Below are 24,775 nucleotides of genomic sequence, written 5' to 3'. Positions count from 1 at the left end.
TGTGACAAACACTATTGTTCCAATATATCATGTCAACATGAAGACCTGGAGTAAAAAGCAAGTTCCTTAGAGGTCATCCGAAAGATGGATGAGCCCTGGCAAAACCGCACGCGGCGCACGAATCAGCATGCGGGATCCATCTTCCGTATCATGCCGCGCAATGATGGTCGCTTCTTGATATATGCGTTTCCATACGACGGCATCATTCCAAGGCACAAAGAGCCACTGGTCGATGAAAAATTCCTCTAAGGCGTGACTAATCGCTGTATATAAGCCAGCGAAACCCTGGTCATACCGCGCTGATACAGCTATTCCATCTTGCGGCTTTATCGTATCAGCCGGCAATTTATCCCATTGGTTATAGACTTTAATACGTTTGATGTGACTAGCCCCAATATCGTTTAAAACCTCTTCCACCGCTTCTTGTTGCTGGTCAAGCGTCGGCTTGGATGCGTCCAGCACCTCTAAGAGCACATCGGCTTCCACCACTTCGTCTAATGTGGCGCGAAATGCTGCCACTAGCGTATGCGGCAACCGTTCAACGAACCCAACGGTATCGGTCAGCAAAGTGGGTCCAACCCCTGGAATAAGAATTCTGTGCACACTAGGATCTAACGTTACGAATAGCGCATCTTGAGCTAATTGAGCCCGGCGCGTTAATCGTTCGAACAAAGTCGATTTCCCCACGTTGGTGTAGCCGACCAAGGTAATCAGAGGAACCCGGTGATGCTGCCGACGTCTACGCCGAGCGGCGCGTTCCTTTTGAAGCGTCTCGATTGCCTCTTCCAACGCTTTAATACGCGAACGAATTTTGCGGCGATCCATCTCGAGATGAGTTTCACCGGGACCACGCGTTCCAATTCCCGCCCCCGCCCGAGAAGGCGCTGTCCCGGAGTGACGCAAACGGGGTAATAAATATTGCAATTGAGCTAATTCCACCTGGACTCGGCCTTCCCGGGAGAATGCTCTTTGCGCAAAAATGTCAAGAATGACCTGGGTTCTATCAATAATCCGCGTACCTGGTCCCAAGACACGCGCCCATTGATGCAGACGCGAAGGCGCCAAATCGTCATTAGAGACGACGACCCCACTGTCTAATTCTAAGGCTCTTTGCGCGACTTCCTGCAATGCTCCCGGCCCCAGCCCTACCTCGGGATTGTCTCGCGCCTGCAAATATCGGTCAACAACCTCGCCGCCTGCTTGTTCCACTAACAATGCTAATTCATCCAGCTCTTGCAATCCACGGCGTCTAGCACTTTCCCCTTTATCAGCCGTCCCCACCAAAATCACACGTTCAGCGCGCACCATAAACTTTTTCCTCCTTCACCCGCTTGGGTGATTATGGGCGGGTGGAACTGGTCTGAGGCAAAGACTGCAGTAAGATCCACGGTGCCGCACTGTCGGGATTGTCGTGCAATGCTTGGCGAATATTACTTTCGGCTTGAGCGATTTCACCCCAATGCACGTCGACAATCGCCATGTCATAATAACCTTCCCACCAGGCGGGATTCGCAGCAATCGCATTGCGATAATACGTCGCCGCTGTCGTCCAGTCATTGGCATTTTGAGCGACTTCACCAAATAACACGTAAATGGGACCTTGTGGTCCCGCTACCGCTAATGCCTTGTCAGCAAGAACCCGGGCATTATTCCATTGATGCAAAGCCACAGCAATTTGCCCTAGTCCCACCATGGCTTGCCAATTAGCGGGGTCTAAGTGCAAAGTATGGTGATAGGCATGGCGTGCCAATGACCACTGCTGCATACTCACGGCCATTTCCCCTAAATTATTCCAATAGGTCTGGCTCTTGGGGGCCAAAGCACATGCTCGCTGCGCTTCTTTCAGTGCAGCATGAGGTTGATCCGCATCCCAGAAAAGCTGCCCCAGACGACTATACCCGGCTGCCCAAGTCGGGTCTTTCACCAACGCACTTTCTTCGGTGGCTACCGCCCGCTGCAAGTTAAACTGCAAGGCCTGGTACCGCTCTTCAACCGCTTGCTGGTCAGCCGCAATCTGACCATTATTCGCGTGAGCTCCTGGAGGCACTAAGTAGTTATTCGAGCCACACCCGGAGAGTATCATGAGTAATGCCGCCGCAGCCATGGCCCATTTTAAATTCATCAGGTTGCGCGGGAAACCCCGGCGTTCACGCCGGGCAGGGATAGCGCGGCGGTCGAAGACCGCCCCATTCCCGCCTCTCCTTTGTCCAATGCTATCTTGGTCCAGAAATATCCATACCCGTCTGCCCTCTGGAGCAACGCGCAGAATCGGTGATGGATGCCTTGTATCAACCCGTTTCCGCCCTGGATGTTGAAACTGCCGCGGGCACGGATCGCAACGCGGCCCATGTAGGTGCCGACTTTCTTACCCTTGGTGACCACCGCCTTGACCAGATCGCCGGTCTGGAAACCAAAGGCGCTTTTGCTGCGGGTAAGATAGCCGCGAGGAAAGCCGTACCGGTTCAGGCGCGTGCGCTGGTAGCTACCGCGCCCCGTGGCCTTGATGGCCAAGACGGGTTGCTGCCAACTTTCAAGAACATCGACGTGCCCCACGCAAGCAGCGTCGAGGCAGTGCGCCTTTGGCACCTGCAAGCGGTGGCGGTTGTACTTCGTCCTGCCGCCGGTGCCGACCTCGACATCGAGGCCGGTAGCCACCAGTTGCCGCCAGAGTGCCCAGCGGGTGCTGTTGACGGCAGCGGCATCCTTGAGAGGCGCCTTGCGTTGGGCCCCGATGCGGGCCAGACGCTGGGGATCGTGCGCCAGGAACTCGGCCACGTCCCGGTTACTCTTGCGCTGGTTACAGGGAAAGCAGCCCAGGGTGAGATTCGATACCCGATCGGAACCGCCCGCGCTTCTGGGGTGAATATGGTCGATGGTCAGGGGCACATGCTCTGCGTCGCAGTAGGCGCACTTGCGGCCCCACTTCTCCAGCAGGTACTCGCGCACTTCGTAGCCGAAAAGCTCGCCGCGCAGGTACTCGGCCCCATTGATCTCAGGGTTCTGCAAGGCCTGCGTGTCAAACCGCACCAATTCTTGCGACAGCGTCGTGACCGGCGACCAGCGCAGCAGTCTCCGCACCCATGCCATCGTCGTATCGACCCGGTGCTGCAGGGACGGAGCCAGCCAGCCTTCGGGCTTGGAGCGATTGTCAAAGCGAGTCGGACGATAGCGCAGATTCCCGCGCCGTCGCCGCCGAAAGGCTCGGCGCTGGGTGAGGGCGTCGCGGATAGCATGGCCTCGATGCTGCAACTCCAGCAGCATCAGCAGCGCAGCCTTGCGGGAAATTTCGCCGGTTTCTGCATCTACCATCTCCGTCTCCCGCACGAGGGCCATGCCGGTCGTCTTGCTGCCGGGGTCCAGCTTGAGACGTACCGGTTGCAAGGTGGAATTTTCCTGCAAGCGGTCCACGAGCCGGATAGTGAAAGGCACCATGCGATGCACCCGCGCCCGCCCACGCTCCAACAGCAGCCGCGCCCGTTTCTCCGAGCACGGCATGAGTGGTTTCTTTCTTTTATCCAATACCAAAACGGCCATTACCTGCCTCCTACAAAGCCCTTACGGGCGCTTGTGACGCCGCCTTTCGGCGGTCTCCCCTCGGGGTTGTTTGCAACCGGCTCCTACGTTTCCGTAGCGGCGGGAACCTTCGGCGCTTTGCCTTTCGCCCGCATGATTCCTGCCTTCCAGTGTCCGGGACTGAGGAAGCATCCCGGAGTGGGTCTTACCGACCTGTTGCAAAGGTCTGCACGTTACCGTGCCCCTGGTCAACCCAGCCTGCTCTCACAAGCTCCGCCCTTCAGGGCGGGGTAGTTGACAGACATAAATAATCTCGTACGGCCTTTGAGGCAAAGAACTGGTTCATCCCTGCAGCCCAATCTCGTGAACCGATGTCTTGGGGAGAAATCCAACACGCCGACAGCGCATCTGAGTCTGGGCGGAGACTCTCCTGGCCAATCACCGTGGCCGCGTAATCCAACACAATAAAATGGACCGTTGGCGTCACAATTTCTGCTACATGCAACAACGGTCCCGGAGCAATATGCAAATGCACTTCTTCCGAAATCTCACGACACAAGGCTCCGGCAAGCGATTCGCCCCACTCCACACGGCCTCCAGGCAAGGCCCATAATCCTTGTTCGGGCGGATGGCCACGCTGCACGATGAGGAGTTCGCCCTGGTGATTTAAAATGGCGGCGGCTACTCCAATTTTAGGGCTGGCCGGCATTATCAGTAATATCGTAGATAGTCAGCTCGTTGTCCTCCCCTAGCTGCCGCAGGCCGAAGATAACACCGCGCTCCTTTAACACTTGATTGAGAAATGTAACCACTTGATATGGGGTAAACCCATTAAACCGCCGTTGCCCCAGCGCGACAAGTTTTTCATGGTCTGCTGATACCTTCATCCGTGACGCCTCCACTTACAGTCTCTTGCCGTTGTTTAAATTATTATAGCAGGTTCGCCACACATTAAAGAAGGATCGGAACTTATGCCCGGGAAATGTGGCTTGTTGTGTCATGATCATCCTAACATGCCCGAAGAGTGTTTTCGGCATACTAATGACGTCATCAATAATCCACAAGGGAGGAATGCATTATGGCGCGCCGTAAGCAAGGACCGTCATTGTTATCGCCCCAAATCCGCGATCAATTTAAATATGAAGTGGCGGAAGACTTAGGATTAACTGATGAAATCCTCACGAAAGGATGGGCCGATATGCCATCGCGTCAACTCGGACGTATTGGCGGCAAGATTGGCGGAAACATGGTGAAGGTCATGATCCGCCAAGCCGAAGAATCCTTATCGTCTCGCTCGGACTAAATCTTGAATCCAACCCTCCCAGATGGTGCTTAGCCATCTGGGAGTAATATGTACGGGCCATCATGAAATTATCCCCCATTCGCCCACACTTGCCCTAATGTCAAAAAGACAAAATGATCTGTCGCTAAGCGTTGGAACACCCTGTCCCAGCCCTGTGACGATTGGGGACCGTAGACACTTCCCACCACACCTTCAGGATGGTCGAGTAAGGCATGTACCATTACCGTCGCCCAATGACTTTGGGTTACGACAACACTAGGAGAGAGCGCAATAACATTTTGTGCGCTAATCTCGCCCAGGACAGATGATTGAAAAGGTACCGATTGGCTGATAAATACGGGCGTCTGCCCGGTCGTTTGCGAGAGCGCTTTAACTGACCATGTGACTTCTTGGCGTATGCCCCAATCGGGCAATGTGTTTAATGAGACGCCTGAATACCCGTCCATGATGATTTCATTACCTGATTTGGCCAAAGCTTTCATTAAACGCGTATGCGTTAAGGCCCACTCCCCAGTGATTGCCACATCAATCAGGGCATGAGGATAACGTTTTTGAGCCGATAATAGCGCTTGAATTACCGCCTTTTGGGGATCATATAGCACGAACGCCGCAATGGGTTGGAGATTGCTCAATACCCCTGTTGAGGGGGTTGAGGATCCTGAGGAGGATTGAGCCGCGGGCTGTGATTGAACGGAGCTCAAATCCCTGTGCGCCGGGATTTTAACGCGGGGTGACGAGGCTCGCTTATCTGGTTTTTGGATGGGGTTGGTGTGTGCCGAAACTTTAGGATAAAAAACAACCGGTTGCCCCACCCACAATAGAGTTCCATGTTCGGCATTAGCCCTTTCGAACGTCTTTAGGGGGACGCCAGCTGCCCATGCCAACAGGCGCATCTTATCACCCGGCTGGGCCGCATACGTCCATCTTTTATGCGCCGCAACGCGGACAGTAGCCAAATGCGCTAACGCTGATAACGTTGGTCCATTTAAGACACCGGTCGCGGACAATCCCGCAATCGTTTGAAATTTTTTGACCGATTGGCTAAGAGCCGGTGACATGCGCCCATTTAAGGCCCCCTGGTACAACTTCCACTCCTGAAGCCATGACTGGACAGCCAACACACTCGCCCCCGATACATACGAGGGCAATGCCGGAAGGGTATGGACAATATCTGCAACTTGCGTCGTGAACGATGCCTTAGGACCGATCCCGAATTGCGTTACAAAATTTGCAACACTATGGTAAAAATTTGGGGTGACCTGACCGGTCAGAGGGCCGGCATTATAACCCAATACATCCAGCTGCGCTTGGACTGTTGCCACCGCTACAGGATCATGTCCTTGTATCCAACTCTGCGGAATAGTGTTGGGCGCCAATAAGGACAATGATAGAGCCGCTGAAAGCATGGTTGAAGAAATGATTCCCGCCATTGTGCATCCTCCTCAATTACCAGAATGCACCAAAAGCGAGATTTTATTCAGACGGCCTAATATTGCATACTATATCCCCACATCCCGCCAATCATTCCCGCAATCAATGCCGCAACCAGTCCGACCCATAACGGGCCTCCCTGACCCACATGAACGTTTTCTCCGATTACTTTCCCTACCAAAAAGAGTGTCAACGCCGCTAGACTTCCGTGTATCCACCCCGCATGTTCAGCACCTCGGCCTGCAACCCATCCACTGATTCCTGTTACCACCAATAATGCGGCCCATAACAAGATTGACAATACAGAGCCAGCTAGGGTCGTATTATAATCCACTAAGGCTAAAATAAAAGCCACTAGGGCTGCCGCCACAAAACCGGCTAACACGCCTCTCAAGATAACGCCTACGCTCACTTGACCTCGTCTCCTCTCCTAAGACAACCTACGCGGCGTATAACCGTTCGATGACAGGACGAGGACGACATTTTCGAAAAAAAAAACGCCGACCTAAGCCGGCGTTTACGTTTATTCCTTAGACATCTGTTGCTCGGCACTTTTGACAAGGCGACGAACCATGTTCCCGCCAATTTTCCCGACTTCGCGAGTCGTCATGTTTCCCCAACCCCGCTCCCGAATATCATCATCCAATCCTAAATCCTCCGCCACCTCTTCTTTGAGGTCATCTAACGCCTCTTCTGAGCCTGGTTCCACTGGTTTCTTGCCTTCAGCCATAATCAGCCCCCCTCGTCTTTAGACTGTCCGCGACTAACACAAGTTATAGCGGAACCTTTTCCCACCTAGACAGCCTTTATCTGAGACGTTACACTCAAATGACAATTATGATTACGTGCGGGGAGATTTTATGGCGAGACCTCAGTTAAATATTGCCCACGACAGTTTAGGACAGTGTAATTTTTGCAAGAAGATTCGACAGGAATCGGGCATGGCCCATCATCTACAAGCGTGCCCAGCACGGCGCCAACAATTCCAGCCATTAAGCGGTAAAGGCTCCCGGTCAAGTTGCCACATGATTGTCACGCCATGCGGTGCGCCGCGCACATGGTGGCACATTGAGGTGGCCGCAGACTTGTCACTTCGTGTATTTCAAGAAAAGCTAGGAGGACTGTGGCCCTCCGTAGCACATGGCGTATTTGTACTAGATAGCACGGAGCATTTAGACAGCCAATCCGTCGCGAACGTTTTTATCCCAGGCTTAATTGTGCGCTACGATAGCCCCACCGGATGTTTGATGGTTCAAGTCATTTCTTGGTATGACGGCCAATCTGCTCCTGATCAAACGATGGCAATCATGGCCACAAGCCTTCGCCAAGCTGAGACGGAATAGGTAACGCCTCTTTGTCCGCAATGAATGGATAGGCCGTCGCATCCATTTGCAGCGGTGTCACTGTTATCATCCCCCCAGCCAATGCCCCCACATCGGTATCGGTTTCCTGGATAGCGTCGTGCGGCCTTCCTGCCATCCAATAATACGCACGGCCGCGCGGATCAATACGCTTGTGGAAATCATTAGAATACCTGCGCTGCCCTAATCTCACCCACACCATCTGATGAGGAGGCTGATGATTCCATTGCGGAAAATTCACATTGTATAACATGCCATTCGGGGGCTGAATAAATTTCGATTGGGTCACCCACCATCTCACAAACCTAGCCGACCACTCTAGCCCCTCGCGATCATCTCCTGCATAAGACAAAGCCATGGAGGGAACGCCCAAAAACATCCCTTCCATGGCGGCAGATACGGTCCCGGAGTAATAAATATCCCGTCCTAAATTGGACCCATGGTTAATGCCTGACAGCAAGAGGTCAGGCCGCGTAGGCAAAAGCGCTTCCACCCCCAATTTAGCGCAATCCGCGGGTGTTCCATTAATGCGCCACGCTTGCGTGGCGCCTTCTATTTCAACGGGCGTTGCGTGCAACGGTTTGTGCATCGTGATAGCATGACCCATGGCACTGCGCTCTAATTCGGGCGCCACCACGTAAACCCGAGCCACGGCACTGAGCATGCCCGTCAGCAGCTTAATGCCCTCCGCTCCAATGCCGTCGTCATTTGTCACAAGAATCCGGTTAAATTTCACGGTCCTGCTCTCCTTCTTTCTCCTTAAAGAATTCCCTAATCCACGTCACAAGAGCCCTTTGAGGCTGGGTCTCAAGATGCGGTCCCCCGAGCGCTTGAATAAACTTGGTTCCGTACCGACTTGTAATCAAACGTGGATCGAAGACGACAACAACTCCACGGTCCTGACGTGTCCGCAATAGCCGGCCGAAGCCTTGTTGGAAACGCAATACAGCTCTCGGCAAGGTGTGCGCGTAAAAAGCTGATTTCCCAGCTGCTTGGAGTCGTTCCATCCGGGCTTCTTCGAGCGGTTCGCCCGGGGCACCAAACGGTAACCGCGTCATCACCACCAGGGAAAGACCCGGGCCCGGCACATCCACGCCTTCCCACAAACCTGATGCCCCAATCAATACAGAGCGCGGCGTCTCCTTAAATTGAGAGACTAAGCGCACACTAGGGCCATCAATCCCTTGCGCCAATGTGATGATCCCTATAGCCTCCAACTCATCACGAATAAGATCGGCCAGCGCCCGTAACGTCCTGTGTGAGGTCGTTAGCACCAATGTTCTTCCCTCAATAATGGGCACCACGTCGAGTAAAAATTGTGCCAACGCATGCACATGCTGAGGATTACTGACATCTGGCGCGTCAGTGGGAATCGCCAAACAGCTATTATGGCGCAAATCAAATGCCGACGGTAACTGAATCGCCCGCAGACGAGATTTCGGGACCCCCAATGTCCGCGCCATATATTGAAAATCGCCCGCAATACTTAACGTTGCTGACGTTAAAACGCCTGTTTTGACCTTCTCCCATAGGGTGTCATTCACTAACTTCGACACATCCACAGGCCCTTGGCGCAACGTAACCTGAGGCTCTGTGTCTAATCGTCGGGCCTCCCACCAGCTCACAACGGCCTCTTGAGGCGGCCCCCACTGATCCATGTGAATGCTAAAATCATAGACATCTTCTGCCCACTTCTGAAATCTTAGCCAGCCTGCATCAGTCTTCACGGCATCACCTAATATCGCTTCAGCGGACGCCCAAATGTCGCGAGACACTTGCGCCACCGCCGCGAGTGTGTACCGCAACGATTGAATCGCCGAATCAATGCCGGTACCAGCCCATTGGGCGTAGAGATCCTCCGTCACCCGCACCGACTGCCTCCCATAATCAGACGGGGGGGTTTGACTCAGCAAGGCCTGTTCCACGCGTGCCAAGCGATCTCTAAGTTGCATGGCCTGATCCCGTACCGTTTCCACCAATCCAAATAAGTCGGGATGAGCTTTCAAGTGATCAAAGAGCCCATTATGAGCCACCATTTCCCCTAAGACCTGGGTAAAATCTACAATATTCACATCCATCCCAAATGCGCGCTCCACAACATCACTAAAATGATGCGCTTCATCAATGATGACGTGATCAAAGTCTGGAAGAACCCCTGGCGTGGCCATGTGGGCGGCCAGCAACGCATGATTAACGACCACAATGTGACTGGTTTCGGCCTGACGCCGGGCCAGACGCATATAACACGATCCCGCATAGACACAACGCGAACCTGCGCAGGCATGGCGATCGGCCAAAACATCTTGCCACAATTGTTTGCTCTCATGAGACGAGGGATTGAAAGCGTCAAAGTCTCCACGGTCCGTCAATGCAATAAATGTCAGTAGTCTGGCTAATGCCAAACGGCGCCCCCGCGATTCGTTAAGCATCGTCGTGGTTTGTCGCAATTCATCGGCTTTGAGCAAACAAATATATTGCCCACGCCCCTTCACCATCGCGGAACGCACCGGCAGATGCTGCTGGGCGACGGGTAAGTCTTTATTCCACAATTGTTCTTGCAATGCCAATGTATATGTCGCAATAACGGTCCGTTCTCCACGCCCAAGAGAGGCTAACAACGCCGGCGTTAAATATGCCAAGCTCTTGCCCGTACCGGTTCCCGCCTCGACCATCAGGATTGTTCCGTCCTCGTAAGCCCGGTCCACTGCCGACAACATGGTTTCTTGTGAGGGCCTTCGCTCAAAAGCGCTAAAACTCTTGCCAATAGGCGACCGCTCCGTTAACCAATCGTGAGCATTATACCCGTGGGCCATCTGAGGTAATTCTCCCGTCAGAGGCACTTCGGCGACGGGAAAATCCAGGGGTGAATGAAAGGCTGTCCCGGAGTCGGTCACATCCCACCATTCCCACTCGTTTCCCAATAGATACCGCAAATCCGCCTGTGTTTCCTTGGGTAACTGGCTTAAAGCCTCACGAATCCGGTAGACCAAGTGATACGTTGCTTCGACATCATTGCGTGCATCATGAAATCCATGATCTTCCGGCGCTAAACTTTCTAGACGGTAACTGCTTTGAATGGGCAAAGCAATGCGCGCCCATTCCAATGTGTCAATGGCATCGACAACCCTCACACCGACCTTAGCTAAAAACGCTAAATCAAAACTGATTTGATGGCCCACAACCGGCCGATCCCCGATAAACGCCCTAACCTCATTGATGACGTGGTCAATCGTAGGGTAGAGAGTAAAATCGATATCCTGAAAGCCGGTCAATCGTCTCACAAAAGACGGTATGGGTTGTTCGGGATTGACAAAAAAGTCCAGACGCTCGACGCAACCGTTGATCTCACGTAGCATAGCCACCTGAATAATGCGATCCCCTTCAGGATTAAGCCCCGTGGTTTCTAAATCCAACACCACAAAATCTGTTCGCATGCTACCCCTATCCCGTCCTTCATTAACCGTAGGCCTATCTTAGCACATTGTCCAATGCCTCGATGAATGGGTTATAGATTCCCCCGATAATGACCACACTAGCATGCACAAGGAGGCGACCCGATTGAACGACAAAAACATCTTGGCATTTTTTTCGCGGATGGAAGATGCGCAAAAGTGCCAAACCCGCTTGCGTGAAGAAGGTTTTGATGTGGTGGAGATTGACCCGATTCCCGCGCAATCCGCCTATGACACACAAAACAATATGCTCTCTTTGGATGACGGTCACGGGATGTTTACAACCAATCTTCATAGCGCCTCTAGCTACTTATGGAGCACCCAAGGTATCGCACCCGATGCATGGTTGTTGACCGCTGTGGTCCCTGCTGAAGACCGAAATAATGTGGCCGATATCGTCCGGCATTATGGCGGACAACTTTAGGCTTCTCGCACATAAATCGGATTGCTAAAAAGCCAGGGCCGCTGCTTGCGGCCCCGGAGCAATTCTACTCGCCACACACCGGGCCCTGTTATCGGCCAGTCACCAATCAAACCTACGCCGTCTCCTGCCAGCATCCCGTTATGCCATACGCGCCACGAAACCAAAACCGGACTGGTCGCTTTGAGGGTAAGTCCCGATTGCCACGGGACCTCACTCCCCATCGGCCATTTATGGGTGGACGTTTGTGCCCACAAGCGAAACCCTTTTTCCGTGCCCTCGCGGCACGCCATCAGGGCCACCCGCCCTTCCTTCAAGGCATCATAAATTAATTGCTGGTCAAAACCCAAATCATGATACGTTAACGGCTGGGGTACATAGATCTGCGTTCGAAGCGTTTGGAAGCTCACCAGATAAGGAAACACCGTAAAACCCAAGCGTCTGCCGCCGACGCGAGCGGCATGGGCATCCACTCCAGCAATGCCAACCACTCGCTGCATCTGCCCGAGTTCATCCCACAATTGCAACGCCTCTGGGTCAGGTCCTTGTATACGCCACCACGGATCCAAAATGGCTCTCAGTGCGGTCGGGGTGTTAGTAACCGATGGCAGCCAACTGGATAAGTGGTTCCACACTTCAATCCCCGTAAACGTCCTGACTCCTCGCTCGGTCCACCGGTACGAGGGTAATTTTAGAAAGGGACTCCCCTGGTCAACCGGGTGGGCAACAAAAGACAATCCCTCACGAAGGTTCACCGCCTGAACAATGTCCCCCCAAGGGAGGTCGGGGTTCGGTAACTGGTCAACAAATAAGGCTAATAGATGGTTTTGCTGAGGAGTGATTTCACCACCAACCAAAAACAATAGGCGCCCATAATACCCTTCTCCGTAACGGTCGTGGCGTGGCTGTAAGGTGTCATGGTCGGTCAAAATCACGATATCCACTCCCGCAGCCTGCCCTGCTTGAATAATGTCCGCAACCGTTCCTGTCCCATCTGAATACTGCGAATGCACGTGCAAAACCACGCTATATTCAAAAAGATGAAACGGGTCAATCATGCGGCGGTTCCTTGGGTGGCATAAAAACCCCTTCTGCTGTCACTAACGTCTCACCGAAGCTCTCAATCCATGCCTTGGTATGCACAATCCGCCGATTAAATTGGGTAACGGTCCCATAAATATTCAGCAACGTGTCAATGGGCACAGGCCTTCGGTAGCGAACAGTTAGTTGCGCTGTCATCGTCACCAGATCGTGCTCATGATAAAGCGCATGCCACATGGCATCATCCAGGAGACCGGCGATAATGCCCCCGTGAACCACCCCTTCAAAACCTTGCCACATTTTGTCAACCGCTAAGGCACAATGGACCTGATTTTGGGCTGCATCATACAGAAAATGCGCATGCAACCCCACGGCGTTATGCATTCCGCAGACAAAACACGGATTGTCGTCCCAGTTAATATTCACGGGCCACCCCCAACACCATCCTTAACAATGTCGCTCTATGCAAACAAATGCTGCAAACGTTGCTTCGCTTCTTGAATGATGGCCCGTTCATCGAGTCGGGTTAATAAGCCATCCGCCAGTAATATCTCCCCGTTTACCACGGTATAGAGTACATTGGATCCCGTAGCCGTATAGACGACGTTGGCCACGGGATCAATCTCTGGCGTCATCGCCGCTGCCGTTGCATCAACCACAATGAGGTCCGCTGGGCGCCCCGGTTCTAAAACGCCACCTGTACTCCCTAAAATCTCGGCGGTCCGCCGCGTCGCCATTGTAAGGGCTGTGCGGGCATTAAAGGCTTCAGGCCGGCCCTCAACGAGCTTTTGCATCCATGCCATGGCTTTCATCTCGAGAAACATGTCCAGCGAGTTAGTTGATGCCGCCCCATCGGTTCCCAAGCCGACGGGCACGCTTTGCGCTGACAACAAAGAATAGGGCATAATCCCATTACCCAGCTTGGCATTGCTGATAGGACACGAAATAATCCCCCCAGTCATGCCCGTGAGGTACCCAAGATCCTCGGGCTGAATATGGACCCCGTGAGCAATCAGCAGCCGGGATTCAAACAATCCTGCCTGCCACGCAACGCCGATGGGACTCAGTCCATATTGCTGTTGCATTTGCTGAACTTCTGTAGGACTTTCTGCTAAATGAATATGAATACCCACGCCGAGATCTTTGGCCACTTGCCCCACGCGGGCTAAATAAGCCGGTGAACAGGTGTACGGAGCATGAGGTCCCAGCATGGGCACAATACGGCCCTCCGCTTTCCCTCGCCATGCATCAACAAATTCAACACTCTGGTTGAGCTTGACAAAGTCCAAATCATCATTGCCAACCAACCCACGACTCAGCCAACCTCGCATACCGCTCTCTTCTGTTGCGCGGGCCACGGCTTCCATCTCGAAGTACATGTCCGCAAATGCAACCGTGCCAGACTTAATCATTTCAATCGCCGCCAGTAACGTTCCTACGTAGATGTCATCGGACGTTAGGCGAGCTTCACGTGGCCAAATATGCTGTTCCAACCACTCAAAAAATGGACTATCGTCAGCCAGTCCACGCAATAAGGTCATTGCCGCATGATTGTGGCCGTTATAAAACCCAGGCATAACGATGCCCCCAGAGACATTAATCTCTTGGTCCACGCGACTTGTATCCAGTTCAGGCGGACCCACACTGACAATAACGTGACCGTCCCATGTGACCTGACCAGGCTGGAAAATATGAAAGGCATCATCCACGGTAATCACGGTGTCCGCTTGTATACGGTACCTCACTGCTGCTCACCTCGTTCCTGAATCGTTCTCACTCTTACCATGATGCCGTATAGGCTTGTTGCTCAGGAGTCAGCGTATCAATGCCAATGCCTAGGGCCTTAAGGCGAATGCGGGCTACCCATTGGTCGACATCAGGGTCTACTGGATAGACACCGGGCGACAAGGGATGAGATAATAAATACTCCAGCGCTAACGCTTGCAATCCGAAGGTTAAGTCCATGATTTCCGCAGGATGGCCATCCCCCGCCGCTAAGTTCACCAAACGGCCCTCTGCTAGCAACCACACCGTCTGACCTGACGGCAAACGAAAGCCTTCTACGTTGGCATTGCGGCCAGGAATCGTCTCAACCGCCATAGCACGCAGCCCCTTCACATCCACCTCGACATCAAAATGCCCGGCGTTAGCCAGGACAGCGCCCGTTTTCATTTTGGCGAAATGTGAGGGCGTAATGACATCACGGTTGCCCGTCACCGTCACAAAGAAGTCACCATAGCCGGCCGCTTCATCCATCGTCATCACTTGGTGTCCATCCATAAGCGCCTCGTTTGCCCGCACCGGATTCACCTCCGTGACAATGACGCGAGCCCCAAGCCCCCGAGCCCGTTCAGCGACGCCACGGCCACACCAGCCATAGCCTGCAACGACCACGGTTGTCCCCGCAATCAAGAGGTTTGTCGTGCGCATAATCCCATCCCACGTTGATTGCCCCGTGCCATACTGATTGTCGAATAAATGCTTCATATCCGCATCATTGACCGCAATCATCGGATAACGCAGTTTTCCTTCTCGGGCTAGCGCACGCAACCGTGTAACACCAGTGGTCGTCTCTTCCGCTCCTCCTTTCACACGATCAGCCAATGATGACCGTGACGAATGCAATCGGTCGGTTAATTCGCCGCCGTCATCAATAATTAGTGTGGGTTCCAAATCTAAGACCCGTTGGTGCAAGCGGTCGAATTCTTCGTCAGTGGCCCCACGAAAAGCGTGGACCGTCACGCCCCGTTCCGCAAGGGCTGCAGCCACATCATCTTGAGTACTCAGAGGATTGGAGCTGGTAATACTTACCGTGGCTCCTCCGATATGTAGCAATTCTGCCAAGACGGCAGTTTTCGCCTCAAGATGTAAGGAGATGGCAATACGTTGGTCTGTAAAGGGCTTTTCACTCGCATAACGCTCACGCAGGGCGCCTAATACCGGCATGCGGCCGACAACCCAATCCATTTTCTTATGGCCATCTGAGGCTAAAGCGCGATCTTTAATGGTTGACAAGGCTCAGTCCTCCTTTGGTTCACGATATCAATGCGCGGATAAGCTACAAGCACACGTACGTTCATGCTGCAATAACGGTAGCGCCGCCGCGATAACATTGCGCAGTCCTGCCACATTTTGTGCCATGACGTCCAACACTTCTTGATGGCTAAGTACCTCGGAAGAAATGCCCGCCGCGAAATTCGTAACCAAAGCGACAGTGCTGTAACACAAACCGAGCTCACGGGCTAGAACAACCTCGGGTACACCGGTCATCCCGACGACATCACCGCCAAGCAACCGGTAGGCCTTAATTTCCGCAGGCGTTTCAAACCGAGGGCCGTCGGTTGTGACATAACAGCCTCCATTAACGGCCGCAATCCCCAATTCCTTAGCCTTTTGGACGAGAACACTCCGCATATCAGGGCAGTATGGCTCTGTCATGTCGGTATGGACAACGCCTGACTCCCCCCCGTTATGAAAAGTCGAAGCCCGCGCTTTGGTAAAGTCGAGGAATTGGTCGCACAATACAAACGCCCCTGGCGGCATAGCCACATTTAAGGACCCCACGGCCGCTGTTGCCACAACTCGGTCGACGCCTAGCTCCCGCAACGCCCATATATTAGCCCGATAATTCACCAAATGGGGCGGGACTTTGTGTCCCGCCCCATGGCGGTTCATAAAAAAGACCTCCTCTTCCATTCCTTCTAAATGGCCGCGCGTCACACGAGTGGGCCCAAACGGTGTGGCCACTTCTTCGGTCGTACTCTGGGAGAGCCATGTTGGATCATACACGCCCGTTCCCCCTATTACTGCAATTCTCATCGACTATCCCCCTAATGAATGCCATTTCCCGCTATTCTACCGCTTTGTGTGCTACCACGTCGCTATGTAGAGTAATTTTCACCACTTCAGGCCGGGAGCCAAATCGCACGGGCAATTCGGATGCCCCTAAGCCCCGCGACGTAATCAGAGGCGGTTTGGAATCCGCTGTGATCAAACCGCCCGCATACGGCTTTTTTACCCGGGTATGGCGCACAGGTACCCAGCGCCCAAAGGCTGTCACTTGCCCCCCATGGGTGTGTCCTGCAAGCACCAATGCAAACCGCTCAATGCCGGGCAAGAGCCATGCGTCAGGACGATGGGAGAGCAAAATAGCGGGTTCCGTACTCTGCGCCAATTGCCCTAAAACACGCTCCCATGCCGGTTGTCCCTTCACCAAATCAGGAATTCCCGCCACCCAAAGACTATGTTCTCCACGCTTGATGCGATGTACACGATTATCGAGGAGGCGCGGCCCGGGATTCCATGGCGTCACGTCGAGGCGTCCTCTGTGATAATCATGATTACCACTCACGTAAAAGACGCCTTCGGGTGCCGTCAGCCCATTTATTTCCCGAACAAGGCGCGCTCGTGGCAGCGTGCGCCAGGCATATAAATCGCCCGTGACCGCTACCATATCTGCTCTGATTGGGTGGTGCCGCAGGAACGAAAAAGCCCCCACCCGCCCGTGAAAATCAGACAGATGGAGGATGGTGAAACCGTCAAATTCCTTTGCCAAATTGCGGACAACCAGATCGTAGCATACTTCGCGAATCCAAAACGGCTCAATACCTACGGCATAAAACGCCACGCTGAATAAGCCCAAAACCGCTGCATTAAGCACGGCTATACAAGTTCATGCGGGGCAAAATAAAGCCCGATTTCTCGCTCCGCGGAAGCATCACTGTCCGAACCATGAACAATATTTTCCGTAATGGCCAGTCCATAGTCTCCTCGCAAGGTGCCAGGCAAGGCTTTAACCGGATCAGTAGCCCCCATAATCGTCCGGGCAACCGTTACGGCTTCGCGTCCTTCCCAGACCATCGGGACAGAGGGACCCGACGTGATAAAGGCGATCAACTCGGGATAGAAAGGTTTGTCTTGGTGCTCAGCATAATGTTGCGCTGCTAGTTCTGGACTGACTTGCAATAACTTCATGGCTTTTAGCCGCAAGCCCTTTTGTTCCATTCTCCGTATAACTTCCCCTACTAGCCCCCGCCTGACACCATCAGGCTTGACCATGACAAACGTAGTTGCCAACGCTAAAATCCCCCTGTCGTCAAATCACAGCTTTTTCCGAATGCGCATTCGTCTCGACCAAAACACCCCGGAGGGTTTCCGAAGCGGTAAAATTTTGGGCGCGGAACTGTTCGACGATGTAATTACAGGCGTCCCAGGGGTTGACAGAATCGCCGCAAGTAAACACATCTACGGCGGCATAGCCGTGTTCCGGCCACGTATGCACGGCTAAATGCGATTCAGAAATGACCACCACCCCGCTTACTCCTTGCGGACTAAACTTGTGGAAAGCCACCTCTCGCACCTCAGCGCCTGCCTTTAAAGCAGCCTGTACCATAATTTCCTCTACGCTGGTGATGTCGTTCAACACCTTGGAATCACAACCGTGTATCTCTGCCAGAATTTGTCGACCCAATGCGTTCATCGCATTCCCAACCCCCTTATCACCCGATTGGTGCTCGTCAACAGTAACCTGTCCGACGGCCAGAATCATTTTATCAAAATAAGGTCTTCTGTCAACAAAATAATGCAATAAGGCAGGAAATAGCAGAGAATTACGATATCCTCGCTATAAAATCTCTATTATTCTCTCGTTTTTACGCGATTACTCAATTTTCCTATGCCCTGTATAGTAATTTCGATGAGATCGCCCGGTTGAACGGGGCCCACACCCTCGGGGGTACCTGAAAAGATAACATCCCCCGGCTGCAGGGTCATAAACCGCGAAGCATAAAAAACAATACTTTCCGGGTCGAAAATCATATCGGAAAACGCCCCTTGCTGCCTTATTTCGCCATTAACCCGCGTTTCGATGCGAAATGGACGATAATCATACGCAGTGGCAACAACAGGTCCTAGAGGGCCAAAGGTATCAAATCCCTTAGCACGCGTCCATTGACCGTCTTGCTTTTGCAGTTCCCGTGCCGTTACATCATTGCCAATGGTATAGCCAAAAATCGCCCCCGCTATGGCCTCTTTCGGCGTTTGCCAGTTGACCGCTTGACCAATGACAATGACTAATTCTCCTTCATAATCAATCCGTCCAAACCCCGATGGATATAAAATGTCGGCGCCATGGCCCGTGATGGTGCCCGGCTGTTTCAGAAATAACAGGGGCGCATCCGGAACCGCGTTGCCTAATTCTTTGGCATGTTCCCGATAATTTCTTCCCACAGCCAGTACCGTGCGCGGCCGTACAGGTGCCAACCATTGTACATCCGTGCTAGGTACCTCTTCGCCGGTTGGCACCACAGCCGGGTCGAAAAATGACCCGCTCAAAAATTGAATGCGCTCTCCCATTACCGCTGCATATTTTTCCACGCCATGATGCACAACTCTCGCATAATATGCCACAATCGCCACCTCCTAATGCTCGCTATCCGCGGCTTGTGCTTTCTCTCCTATAGCCCTTACCATAGCCTTGGCGTTTTCGCGAATCGCTAGCTTGGCTACCGGATTTAATAAACTGGCCAGCATGGGCATACCAAATTCGAAGTCGGTTTGTAACGTCACTTCGGTTCCTTCTGAAGTTTGCCGCAGCTGCCAGAAGCCCTCGAACTTCTTGAGGTCGCCTTGAATTTGGCGGTAGCTAATGCGGCCTTGCTGCGGAAAAAATTCGTCACGCTCGGTCCACTGGAATGTTGCACCCTGCAATTTAGTGCGCCACACCGAATGGGTATAGTCTTCACCTTGCTCCGCAATGGTCACAGACTCAACGTTTTTCATAAATTCCGGAAACCGCTGCATATCCGAAAGAATTTTATAAATGGACGTCATCGATGCGGGCACGACTTCCGTCACGGTTACCACAGGCATAACTAATCGCTCCTCTCAGGTCCAGATATTCATCGACTTATCCTTCTATTAAATCGTCAAGCATTGGCTCAATAGCGCTCAGAGCTTGCTCCCATACCTTAAGCACCTGATCAATTTGGGCCGCGGTGATCACTAAAGGGGGAACCATGCGAATCACACGATCATTGTTTAAGGTATATACGGCGAGAACATGGCGCTGGAATAGCTCCGAAATTAATGCCCCTCCGACTCCAGCGCTAGGCACTTCCACCCCAATCATCAGACCCCGACCGCGCACATCCGTAATCGCCCGTGAAAAGCGGCCTTGCAACTGTTTCAAACCGTTTAGCACGGTAGCGCCCAAAGTGGCGGCACGCTGCGGCAAATCGTCTTCGACCGTGACGCGCAAGGCTTCTTGCGCCACTGCACAAGCGAGCGGATTTCCCCCGAAAGTCGACGTATGAATCAACGGTGCGGAATCAAAGAATGTCCAAGCACTTGGTCGCCCTACCACAGCACCAATCGGCATGACACCACCGCCCAAAGCTTTGGCCAAGCACATTAAATCGGGCACCACCCCACTGTGTTCCACGGCAAATAATCGGCCCGTTCGGCCAATTCCCGTCTGCACTTCATCCGCAATCAATAAAGCCCCGTATTGGTCACACAATCCGCGCAAAGCGGGCAGATACTCATCGGGTGGAACAATGACGCCCCCCTCCCCTTGAATCGGCTCTACGATGACGGCGGCCACTTGGTCGTCCATAACTTCGGCGACCTTTTGGGCGTCACCATAAGGAACATGAATGATGTCTGGAAGTAGCGGCGCAAAAGGCTGCCGATATGTATCCCGTCCTGAAACGGATAGGGCCCCTAAAGTTTTGCCATGAAAGGCTCCATACGTGGAGATAATTCGGGGGCGGCCCGTTTGGATACGAGCAAATTTTAATGCCGCCTCCACCGCTTCGGCCCCACTATTACAAAAAAAACTATACTGCAGGTCGCCTGGAGTGAGGCGAGCCAACTCTTCTGCCAAAGCAATCATTGGCCGATTCAACAGAACGCGCGAGGATAAGCTCAGCTGATCTAATTGCTGATGGGCTCGCTCAACAATACGAGAATTTTGATAGCCCTGCACAAAAACCCCATAACCTCCAGCACAATCAATATATTGATTGCCTTCTTCATCCACAATGATGGCCTCGTGCCCGGTTTTTTCCACGGCATTTAGACCCATAAACCGCAAAGCTCGCGCAAGTCCTGGATTCATATACCGCTCAAATTTCGCTATTAAATCATCGTGTTCCACGTGTCTGACCTCCCTACCTATTCCATCCTGACCATAATAGATCGCCGCGGCGGATTATACCATGATGGAACTGGCTCCATGATCATCGCAAAAAGAACAACCCCAGGCGTTACCACGCTCTGGGGCTGTTCTTTTCTTATCCAATTAGTGACTGACTGTCCAATAGTTGGGATAGTTGGTGTTTGTTATCGGATTGTAGCTGGAATTGACACCATGAATATAGGTTGCCGTTTCATCAAACTGCGCCGTCCATGGCATCCAAATCACGGGCAATTGCTGCGAAGCGTACGCCAAGTAAGCATCCATCCGGGCCGTGATCTGACTGGAAGTGCCAGGCTGATACGTCGCTTGAATCAGCTGGTTCATTTTCTGATTCTGGTAGCCGCCGTAATTCGAGGCTGAGGTCGAGGCAAACAAACCGCCTCCCGTGGGATAGTAGTCAGGCTCATAAGTCCATCCACCGCCCCACCACACCATCTGCCACTTGTTGGCATTGGCCTGGTTTGTATCCGCAATGAGGGTATTGAACTGCTGTGACTCGAGATTGACTTGAATGCCCTCTTGCGCCCAATCCTGCTTCATGAGCTGCACTTGGTTCGCAACAGCAGATACCCCCGAAACATAGTCAAGGGTAAACGCGAGTTTTTGGGAACCCTTCGTCATGACGCCATCCACCAGATGCCAACCATGGGCTTCCAAGAGCTTTTTACCCGCTGCTGGGTTATAAGGATAAGGATTCTTCAGACTGGCATCATAAAATTTCGTAACAGGCTTGGCAGGAATGGGACTAAACCCTGGTGTGCCGTATCCGTGATAAAAGGCGGAAATCATGCCAGGCTGGTTGATTCCCATTTCCAAAGCTTCACGCACATACTGGTGACTGACAATATTGCCAAATCCACCAGGCGCATTCGGACTAAAATTCGGAATCAGATAGTTGAAACCAAACGGATACACGGGTGCAAATTTATCATCGACGAGCGTGTTGCGTGAATCGTACAATGAAAATGGCAGATAGCCAACGCCCACTTTATTCATCTTCAAATCCGCAAATTCGGAACTGTTGCTGGACTCATAAACATAGACCAACTTATCAATTGTCGCCTTGTGCCCATCATAGTTCGGATTGGGAACAAACGTCCAATACTCATTATTGGTCTTAGATGCTGCAGCATCGAACTTAAATGCTCCGTCTACCACGTCATAATAAGGGGATGCTGGGTCATTGGACACAGACAAAATGAATTTCAGCTCATTGTCCATGTTCTTATGAATATCCCAGACTGCCTTAGGAGCCGGGACAATTTGCCCTAAACCGTTATGCAAGAACCATTGGGGATTTGACGGCTGATTCAAGGTCACAACCACTTGGTACGGACCATTAGCGGTCACACTTTGCCACCGGGTAGGAAGTCCGCCGATGCCAGCTCCACCATATCCCCACGGCAACGACGGTGCGTTGCTGCTTGCAGCCATCATCAACTGCGCAGTCCATACGACGTCCGCAGACGTGACAGGCGTACCGTTAGACCAATGCCATTTTTTGTTAAGAGTGATGGTATATACCGTTCCATTGCTATTCCACGTCACGTTCGACGCTAAAGACCGTGCATAATCAATACCGTCGGTCTTTGAAATATGCAACAGCGGCACGTACATCAGAGAATTCATCTGCGAGTTGTAAACAGAAAAGGCCGACGACGACTCCACTGGGAAAAACCAATTGGGTGAAACTTGAACAGGTAAAGCGACGACAGCTTGGTTTCCAACAGGCGATTTCACCGTCGAGCTCGCGGCAGACGAGGTCGTGCCACAGCCAGCAAGCGTCAACGCACCCGCCACAGCCGCTGAAGCGATTAAAGCAAATGAACGCTGTTTCATTGTGCCCTCCCTAAGATGTCATAATCTCATGATGATACGCGTAACATGACAGCGCAATTCGACATATTGAGCCTTCAGCATTTTAGGGCAGGTCATGAAATTCGTCTAGAGGGGAACATAATTCTACTTTGTGTCAATTTGGTTTTAAATCCACTTTCGCCGTTTAAAAATCCACAGTAACAGTGCCGAAATAAGCAAGACGGAAAGAATGACCACATGAAATCCCCAGGGATTATCCGCCCCGGGCATATGATCAAAATTCATCCCGTAAATGGCAGCAATCACAGAAGCAGGCATAAAAAGTGCGGTCACAATCGTCAGCGTCTTGACAATTTCATTAAGACGATTGGAGACACTCGATAAATACACATCAAGCACCGTATCCATCATTTCGCGGTAGGTATCTGCGGTTTCAGATAGTCTAATAACATGATCATACAATTCAAAAGAATAGACCGTCTCCATGTGGGGCTCCCCACTCCAATAGCGGCTCAGCTGGTAAGCGACATCGCGTTCCGACCCTAAAATGCGCCGGACACGCATAATAATGCGCTTTAATCGAAAAATTTCTTCCTTTATTTTGCGATCATTATCGCTATGCAAGGTCAGATGCTCTACTTCTGACACTTTGTCATTAAAGCGGTCAAAGAAAGGAAACGCTTGCTCCAATAGGTCATCGACAACATAGTAGGCTAAATGATTCGCGGAGCGTATCAGATCTGGGTGCATGGTTAATTTCTTGCGCGTTAAACGAAAATCGGCCGCGACATCTGCGCACATGCTCCACGAAACGATTTGATTCTTCGTCACAACAAAATGCACCGCACTCGCCTCGGTAGTATGGTGGTCAAGGGTCTCGGCATGCAATTTAAAGAACCGTAAGTAAACAAATTCGGGGTAACGATCAAACTCCGCACGCCCTGAGCCGGGCATAGTTGGCGGCAACACAATCCCGTCTTGAACCAACACATCTGCCACTTCCTCTGGCCCTGGCGCTGTCAGATGGACCCAGTCCAGCTGTCGATCATCCCCACTAAACGTGGTCCGTAGAACGTCCACCGAGCCACCTCCGCCGCTATAGAGTTCCCCTGACGGACAACTGTATTCTCCCCTAACTCCAAACAACATTTAACAAATCGAGCCTGACATTGGGCAATGGCCACAACCCTTGTAATTGACATAAAAGTCAAGCCCCCTTTATAATACATTGTCGCTAGTTTTCATAATATTGTAGGCTGGTTGTCCTACGCATGTCAGGATTCCCTGATATAGTGAACGGTTGAGGCAGGAGCGGATGACAACATGATTTCACCTGAAATAGAGATGCGCGATCCTCTTCAAGGGAATCAACCGGTAATTGAACGCACCCGGAGCATATCCCGTGAATGGAGAGCGTTCTGGAAAAATCCTTTGGCACGTTTTGGCATTGGAGGCTTAGCCTTCTTAATTCTCTTCAGCTTTGTCGGGCCCATTTTTTACCATGCCAGTGCCTACCAACCCAACCTGCTAAACACGCTGCATCCACCGAGTGCCAAATTCCCCCTCGGCACCGATAGTTTGGGACGGGATTATTTGGCGCGCATGATGCTAGGGGGACAACTTTCCCTCGAGGTCGGTTTTGCAGCAGCCTTTATGACCACCATGATCGGCGTGATTTATGGTCTGATTTCCGGTTTGTTAGGTGGTAGCATTGATGCATTGCTCATGCGGCTTGTCGATATTTTTATCGCCATTCCCAGCCTGTTCCTGTTGCTCTTTGTCGACTCCGTTTTTAAACCTAATGCGTTATTGCTTATCGTTATTATCGCATCGTTATCGTGGTTCGGTGTGGCCCGTTTGGTCCGTTCCGAGGTCCTTTCGCTCAAGCGACGAGATTATGTGGAAGCGGCCCGGGCGCTCGGAGCAAATAACTGGCGAATTATGATTCAGCACCTGTTACCCAACGTTATGGGCGTCGTCATCGTCAACGCCACGTTTCAGGTCGCAGACGCCATTCTCACGGTGGCCGCTCTAAGTTTTCTGGGCTTAGGACTTCCCCCGCCGACCCCTAACTGGGGAGAGATGCTGTCCGATAGCATGTCCTACATGTTTCAAAACGCGTGGTGGCTCATATATCCACCGGGATTGGCCATTTTGCTCGTAGAACTCTCGGTAAACTTCATTGGCGATGCACTGCGTCAAGCTTTCGACCCGCGCTTGCGCAAAAGATAGGAG

27 protein-coding genes are annotated in these 24,775 nt (G+C 52.3%); 4 read left to right on the top strand and 23 right to left on the bottom strand.

Annotation, left to right across the window (positions count from 1 at the left end; translation table 11 throughout):
* Positions 1 to 66 precede the first annotated feature (66 nt).
* The 5 genes from hflX to CO251_RS09015 form a co-directional block, all read right to left on the bottom strand.
* Positions 67 to 1,308 (bottom strand): GTPase HflX, encoded by a 1,242-nt coding sequence (gene hflX / locus CO251_RS09035; protein ID WP_103375442.1) that lies wholly within the window; start codon positions 1,306 to 1,308, stop codon positions 67 to 69.
* Positions 1,309 to 1,339: 31 nt separating this feature from the next.
* Positions 1,340 to 2,122 (bottom strand): lipopolysaccharide assembly protein LapB, encoded by a 783-nt coding sequence (locus CO251_RS09030; protein ID WP_103375441.1) that lies wholly within the window; start codon positions 2,120 to 2,122, stop codon positions 1,340 to 1,342.
* Positions 2,122 to 3,534 carry an RNA-guided endonuclease IscB gene (gene iscB, locus CO251_RS09025; RefSeq protein ID WP_103375440.1) on the bottom strand — a complete coding sequence of 471 codons (1,413 nt, stop codon included), beginning with the start codon at positions 3,532 to 3,534 and terminating at the stop codon, positions 2,122 to 2,124. The genes CO251_RS09030 and iscB overlap by 1 nt, the downstream gene beginning before the upstream one ends.
* A 259-nt stretch (positions 3,535 to 3,793) precedes the next feature.
* Positions 3,794 to 4,222: an NUDIX hydrolase gene (locus tag CO251_RS09020; protein WP_103375439.1), complete on the bottom strand. Its 429-nt coding sequence runs from the start codon at positions 4,220 to 4,222 to the stop codon at positions 3,794 to 3,796.
* Positions 4,206 to 4,400, bottom strand: a complete 195-nt coding sequence (locus CO251_RS09015) for a DUF4264 family protein (RefSeq protein WP_103375438.1) — start codon at positions 4,398 to 4,400, stop codon at positions 4,206 to 4,208. Before CO251_RS09015 ends, CO251_RS09020 begins: the two co-directional genes overlap by 17 nt.
* Positions 4,401 to 4,591: 191 nt before the next feature.
* Here CO251_RS09015 and CO251_RS09010 point away from each other — a divergent pair, with 191 nt between their 5' ends.
* Positions 4,592 to 4,816 (top strand): alpha/beta-type small acid-soluble spore protein, encoded by a 225-nt coding sequence (locus tag CO251_RS09010; protein ID WP_103375437.1) that lies wholly within the window; start codon positions 4,592 to 4,594, stop codon positions 4,814 to 4,816.
* A gap of 68 nt (positions 4,817 to 4,884) precedes the next feature.
* Here the strand turns inward: CO251_RS09010 and CO251_RS09005 are convergent, their stop codons facing one another.
* From CO251_RS09005 to CO251_RS08995, 3 genes are all read right to left on the bottom strand, one after another.
* Positions 4,885 to 6,246, bottom strand: coding sequence for a peptidoglycan-binding protein (locus CO251_RS09005; RefSeq protein WP_103375436.1), 1,362 nt, complete (start codon positions 6,244 to 6,246; stop codon positions 4,885 to 4,887).
* Positions 6,247 to 6,302: 56 nt separating this feature from the next.
* On the bottom strand, positions 6,303 to 6,659 hold the full coding sequence (locus CO251_RS09000) for a TIGR04086 family membrane protein (protein WP_103375435.1): 357 nt from the start codon (positions 6,657 to 6,659) through the stop codon (positions 6,303 to 6,305).
* Positions 6,660 to 6,770: 111 nt separating this feature from the next.
* Positions 6,771 to 6,977: an alpha/beta-type small acid-soluble spore protein gene (locus CO251_RS08995; RefSeq protein WP_103375434.1), complete on the bottom strand. Its 207-nt coding sequence runs from the start codon at positions 6,975 to 6,977 to the stop codon at positions 6,771 to 6,773.
* Between the two features lie 130 nt (positions 6,978 to 7,107).
* Between CO251_RS08995 and CO251_RS08990 the strand changes: the two genes are divergently transcribed.
* Positions 7,108 to 7,590 (top strand): hypothetical protein, encoded by a 483-nt coding sequence (locus tag CO251_RS08990; RefSeq protein ID WP_146039038.1) that lies wholly within the window; start codon positions 7,108 to 7,110, stop codon positions 7,588 to 7,590.
* Here CO251_RS08990 and surE read toward each other — a convergent pair.
* Positions 7,553 to 8,344 carry a 5'/3'-nucleotidase SurE gene (surE, locus tag CO251_RS08985; RefSeq protein WP_103375432.1) on the bottom strand — a complete coding sequence of 264 codons (792 nt, stop codon included), beginning with the start codon at positions 8,342 to 8,344 and terminating at the stop codon, positions 7,553 to 7,555. The two genes, CO251_RS08990 and surE, sit on opposite strands and share 38 nt — an antisense overlap.
* Positions 8,334 to 11,042, bottom strand: a complete 2,709-nt coding sequence (locus tag CO251_RS08980; protein ID WP_103375431.1) for a helicase C-terminal domain-containing protein — start codon at positions 11,040 to 11,042, stop codon at positions 8,334 to 8,336. Before CO251_RS08980 ends, surE begins: the two co-directional genes overlap by 11 nt.
* Positions 11,043 to 11,166: 124 nt before the next feature.
* Here CO251_RS08980 and CO251_RS08975 point away from each other — a divergent pair, with 124 nt between their 5' ends.
* Positions 11,167 to 11,484: a hypothetical protein gene (locus CO251_RS08975; protein WP_103375430.1), complete on the top strand. Its 318-nt coding sequence runs from the start codon at positions 11,167 to 11,169 to the stop codon at positions 11,482 to 11,484.
* On the opposite strand, the gene CO251_RS08970 is transcribed toward CO251_RS08975, so the two are convergent.
* From CO251_RS08970 to CO251_RS08910, 13 genes are all read right to left on the bottom strand, one after another.
* Positions 11,481 to 12,539 carry a CehA/McbA family metallohydrolase gene (locus CO251_RS08970; RefSeq protein WP_103375429.1) on the bottom strand — a complete coding sequence of 353 codons (1,059 nt, stop codon included), beginning with the start codon at positions 12,537 to 12,539 and terminating at the stop codon, positions 11,481 to 11,483. The genes CO251_RS08975 and CO251_RS08970 overlap by 4 nt on opposite strands.
* A complete protein-coding gene (locus CO251_RS08965; RefSeq protein WP_242968491.1) occupies positions 12,532 to 12,948 on the bottom strand; it encodes a PaaI family thioesterase in 417 nt (138 codons plus the stop codon). The genes CO251_RS08970 and CO251_RS08965 overlap by 8 nt, the downstream gene beginning before the upstream one ends.
* A 35-nt stretch (positions 12,949 to 12,983) precedes the next feature.
* Positions 12,984 to 14,267, bottom strand: a complete 1,284-nt coding sequence (locus CO251_RS08960) for an amidohydrolase family protein (protein WP_103375428.1) — start codon at positions 14,265 to 14,267, stop codon at positions 12,984 to 12,986.
* 34 nt (positions 14,268 to 14,301) lie between these two features.
* Positions 14,302 to 15,537, bottom strand: coding sequence for an adenosylhomocysteinase (locus tag CO251_RS08955; protein WP_103375427.1), 1,236 nt, complete (start codon positions 15,535 to 15,537; stop codon positions 14,302 to 14,304).
* 27 nt (positions 15,538 to 15,564) lie between these two features.
* The gene (mtnP, locus tag CO251_RS08950; protein ID WP_103375426.1) at positions 15,565 to 16,341 is read right to left on the bottom strand and encodes an S-methyl-5'-thioadenosine phosphorylase; all 777 of its coding nucleotides are present in this window, start codon (positions 16,339 to 16,341) and stop codon (positions 15,565 to 15,567) included.
* Positions 16,342 to 16,372: 31 nt separating this feature from the next.
* A complete protein-coding gene (locus tag CO251_RS08945) occupies positions 16,373 to 17,182 on the bottom strand; it encodes a metallophosphoesterase (RefSeq protein WP_103375425.1) in 810 nt (269 codons plus the stop codon).
* Between the two features lie 2 nt (positions 17,183 to 17,184).
* Positions 17,185 to 17,598: a nucleoside-diphosphate kinase gene (gene ndk / locus CO251_RS08940; RefSeq protein WP_103375424.1), complete on the bottom strand. Its 414-nt coding sequence runs from the start codon at positions 17,596 to 17,598 to the stop codon at positions 17,185 to 17,187.
* 19 nt (positions 17,599 to 17,617) lie between these two features.
* Positions 17,618 to 18,001: an adenosylmethionine decarboxylase gene (gene speD, locus CO251_RS08935; protein ID WP_103375531.1), complete on the bottom strand. Its 384-nt coding sequence runs from the start codon at positions 17,999 to 18,001 to the stop codon at positions 17,618 to 17,620.
* Positions 18,002 to 18,159: 158 nt separating this feature from the next.
* Positions 18,160 to 18,930: a fumarylacetoacetate hydrolase family protein gene (locus CO251_RS08930; protein WP_207654661.1), complete on the bottom strand. Its 771-nt coding sequence runs from the start codon at positions 18,928 to 18,930 to the stop codon at positions 18,160 to 18,162.
* Between the two features lie 12 nt (positions 18,931 to 18,942).
* Entirely contained in the window at positions 18,943 to 19,392 is a 450-nt protein-coding gene (locus CO251_RS08925) for a type II toxin-antitoxin system RatA family toxin (protein ID WP_103375423.1), read from the bottom strand.
* 37 nt (positions 19,393 to 19,429) lie between these two features.
* On the bottom strand, positions 19,430 to 20,680 hold the full coding sequence (locus tag CO251_RS08920) for an aspartate aminotransferase family protein (protein WP_242968489.1): 1,251 nt from the start codon (positions 20,678 to 20,680) through the stop codon (positions 19,430 to 19,432).
* Positions 20,681 to 20,824: 144 nt separating this feature from the next.
* Positions 20,825 to 22,561, bottom strand: a complete 1,737-nt coding sequence (locus CO251_RS08915; RefSeq protein WP_103375422.1) for a peptide ABC transporter substrate-binding protein — start codon at positions 22,559 to 22,561, stop codon at positions 20,825 to 20,827.
* A gap of 144 nt (positions 22,562 to 22,705) precedes the next feature.
* The gene (locus CO251_RS08910) at positions 22,706 to 23,620 is read right to left on the bottom strand and encodes a magnesium transporter CorA family protein (RefSeq protein ID WP_158246254.1); all 915 of its coding nucleotides are present in this window, start codon (positions 23,618 to 23,620) and stop codon (positions 22,706 to 22,708) included.
* Between the two features lie 243 nt (positions 23,621 to 23,863).
* Between CO251_RS08910 and CO251_RS08905 the strand changes: the two genes are divergently transcribed.
* Positions 23,864 to 24,772, top strand: a complete 909-nt coding sequence (locus tag CO251_RS08905; protein ID WP_173677089.1) for an ABC transporter permease — start codon at positions 23,864 to 23,866, stop codon at positions 24,770 to 24,772.
* Positions 24,773 to 24,775 lie beyond the last annotated feature (3 nt).

Source organism: Sulfobacillus sp. hq2, from assembly GCF_002903155.1.
In the GTDB taxonomy this organism is placed as follows: domain Bacteria; phylum Bacillota; class Sulfobacillia; order Sulfobacillales; family Sulfobacillaceae; genus Sulfobacillus; species Sulfobacillus thermotolerans.
This window is presented reverse-complemented; position numbering and strand designations above follow the sequence as displayed.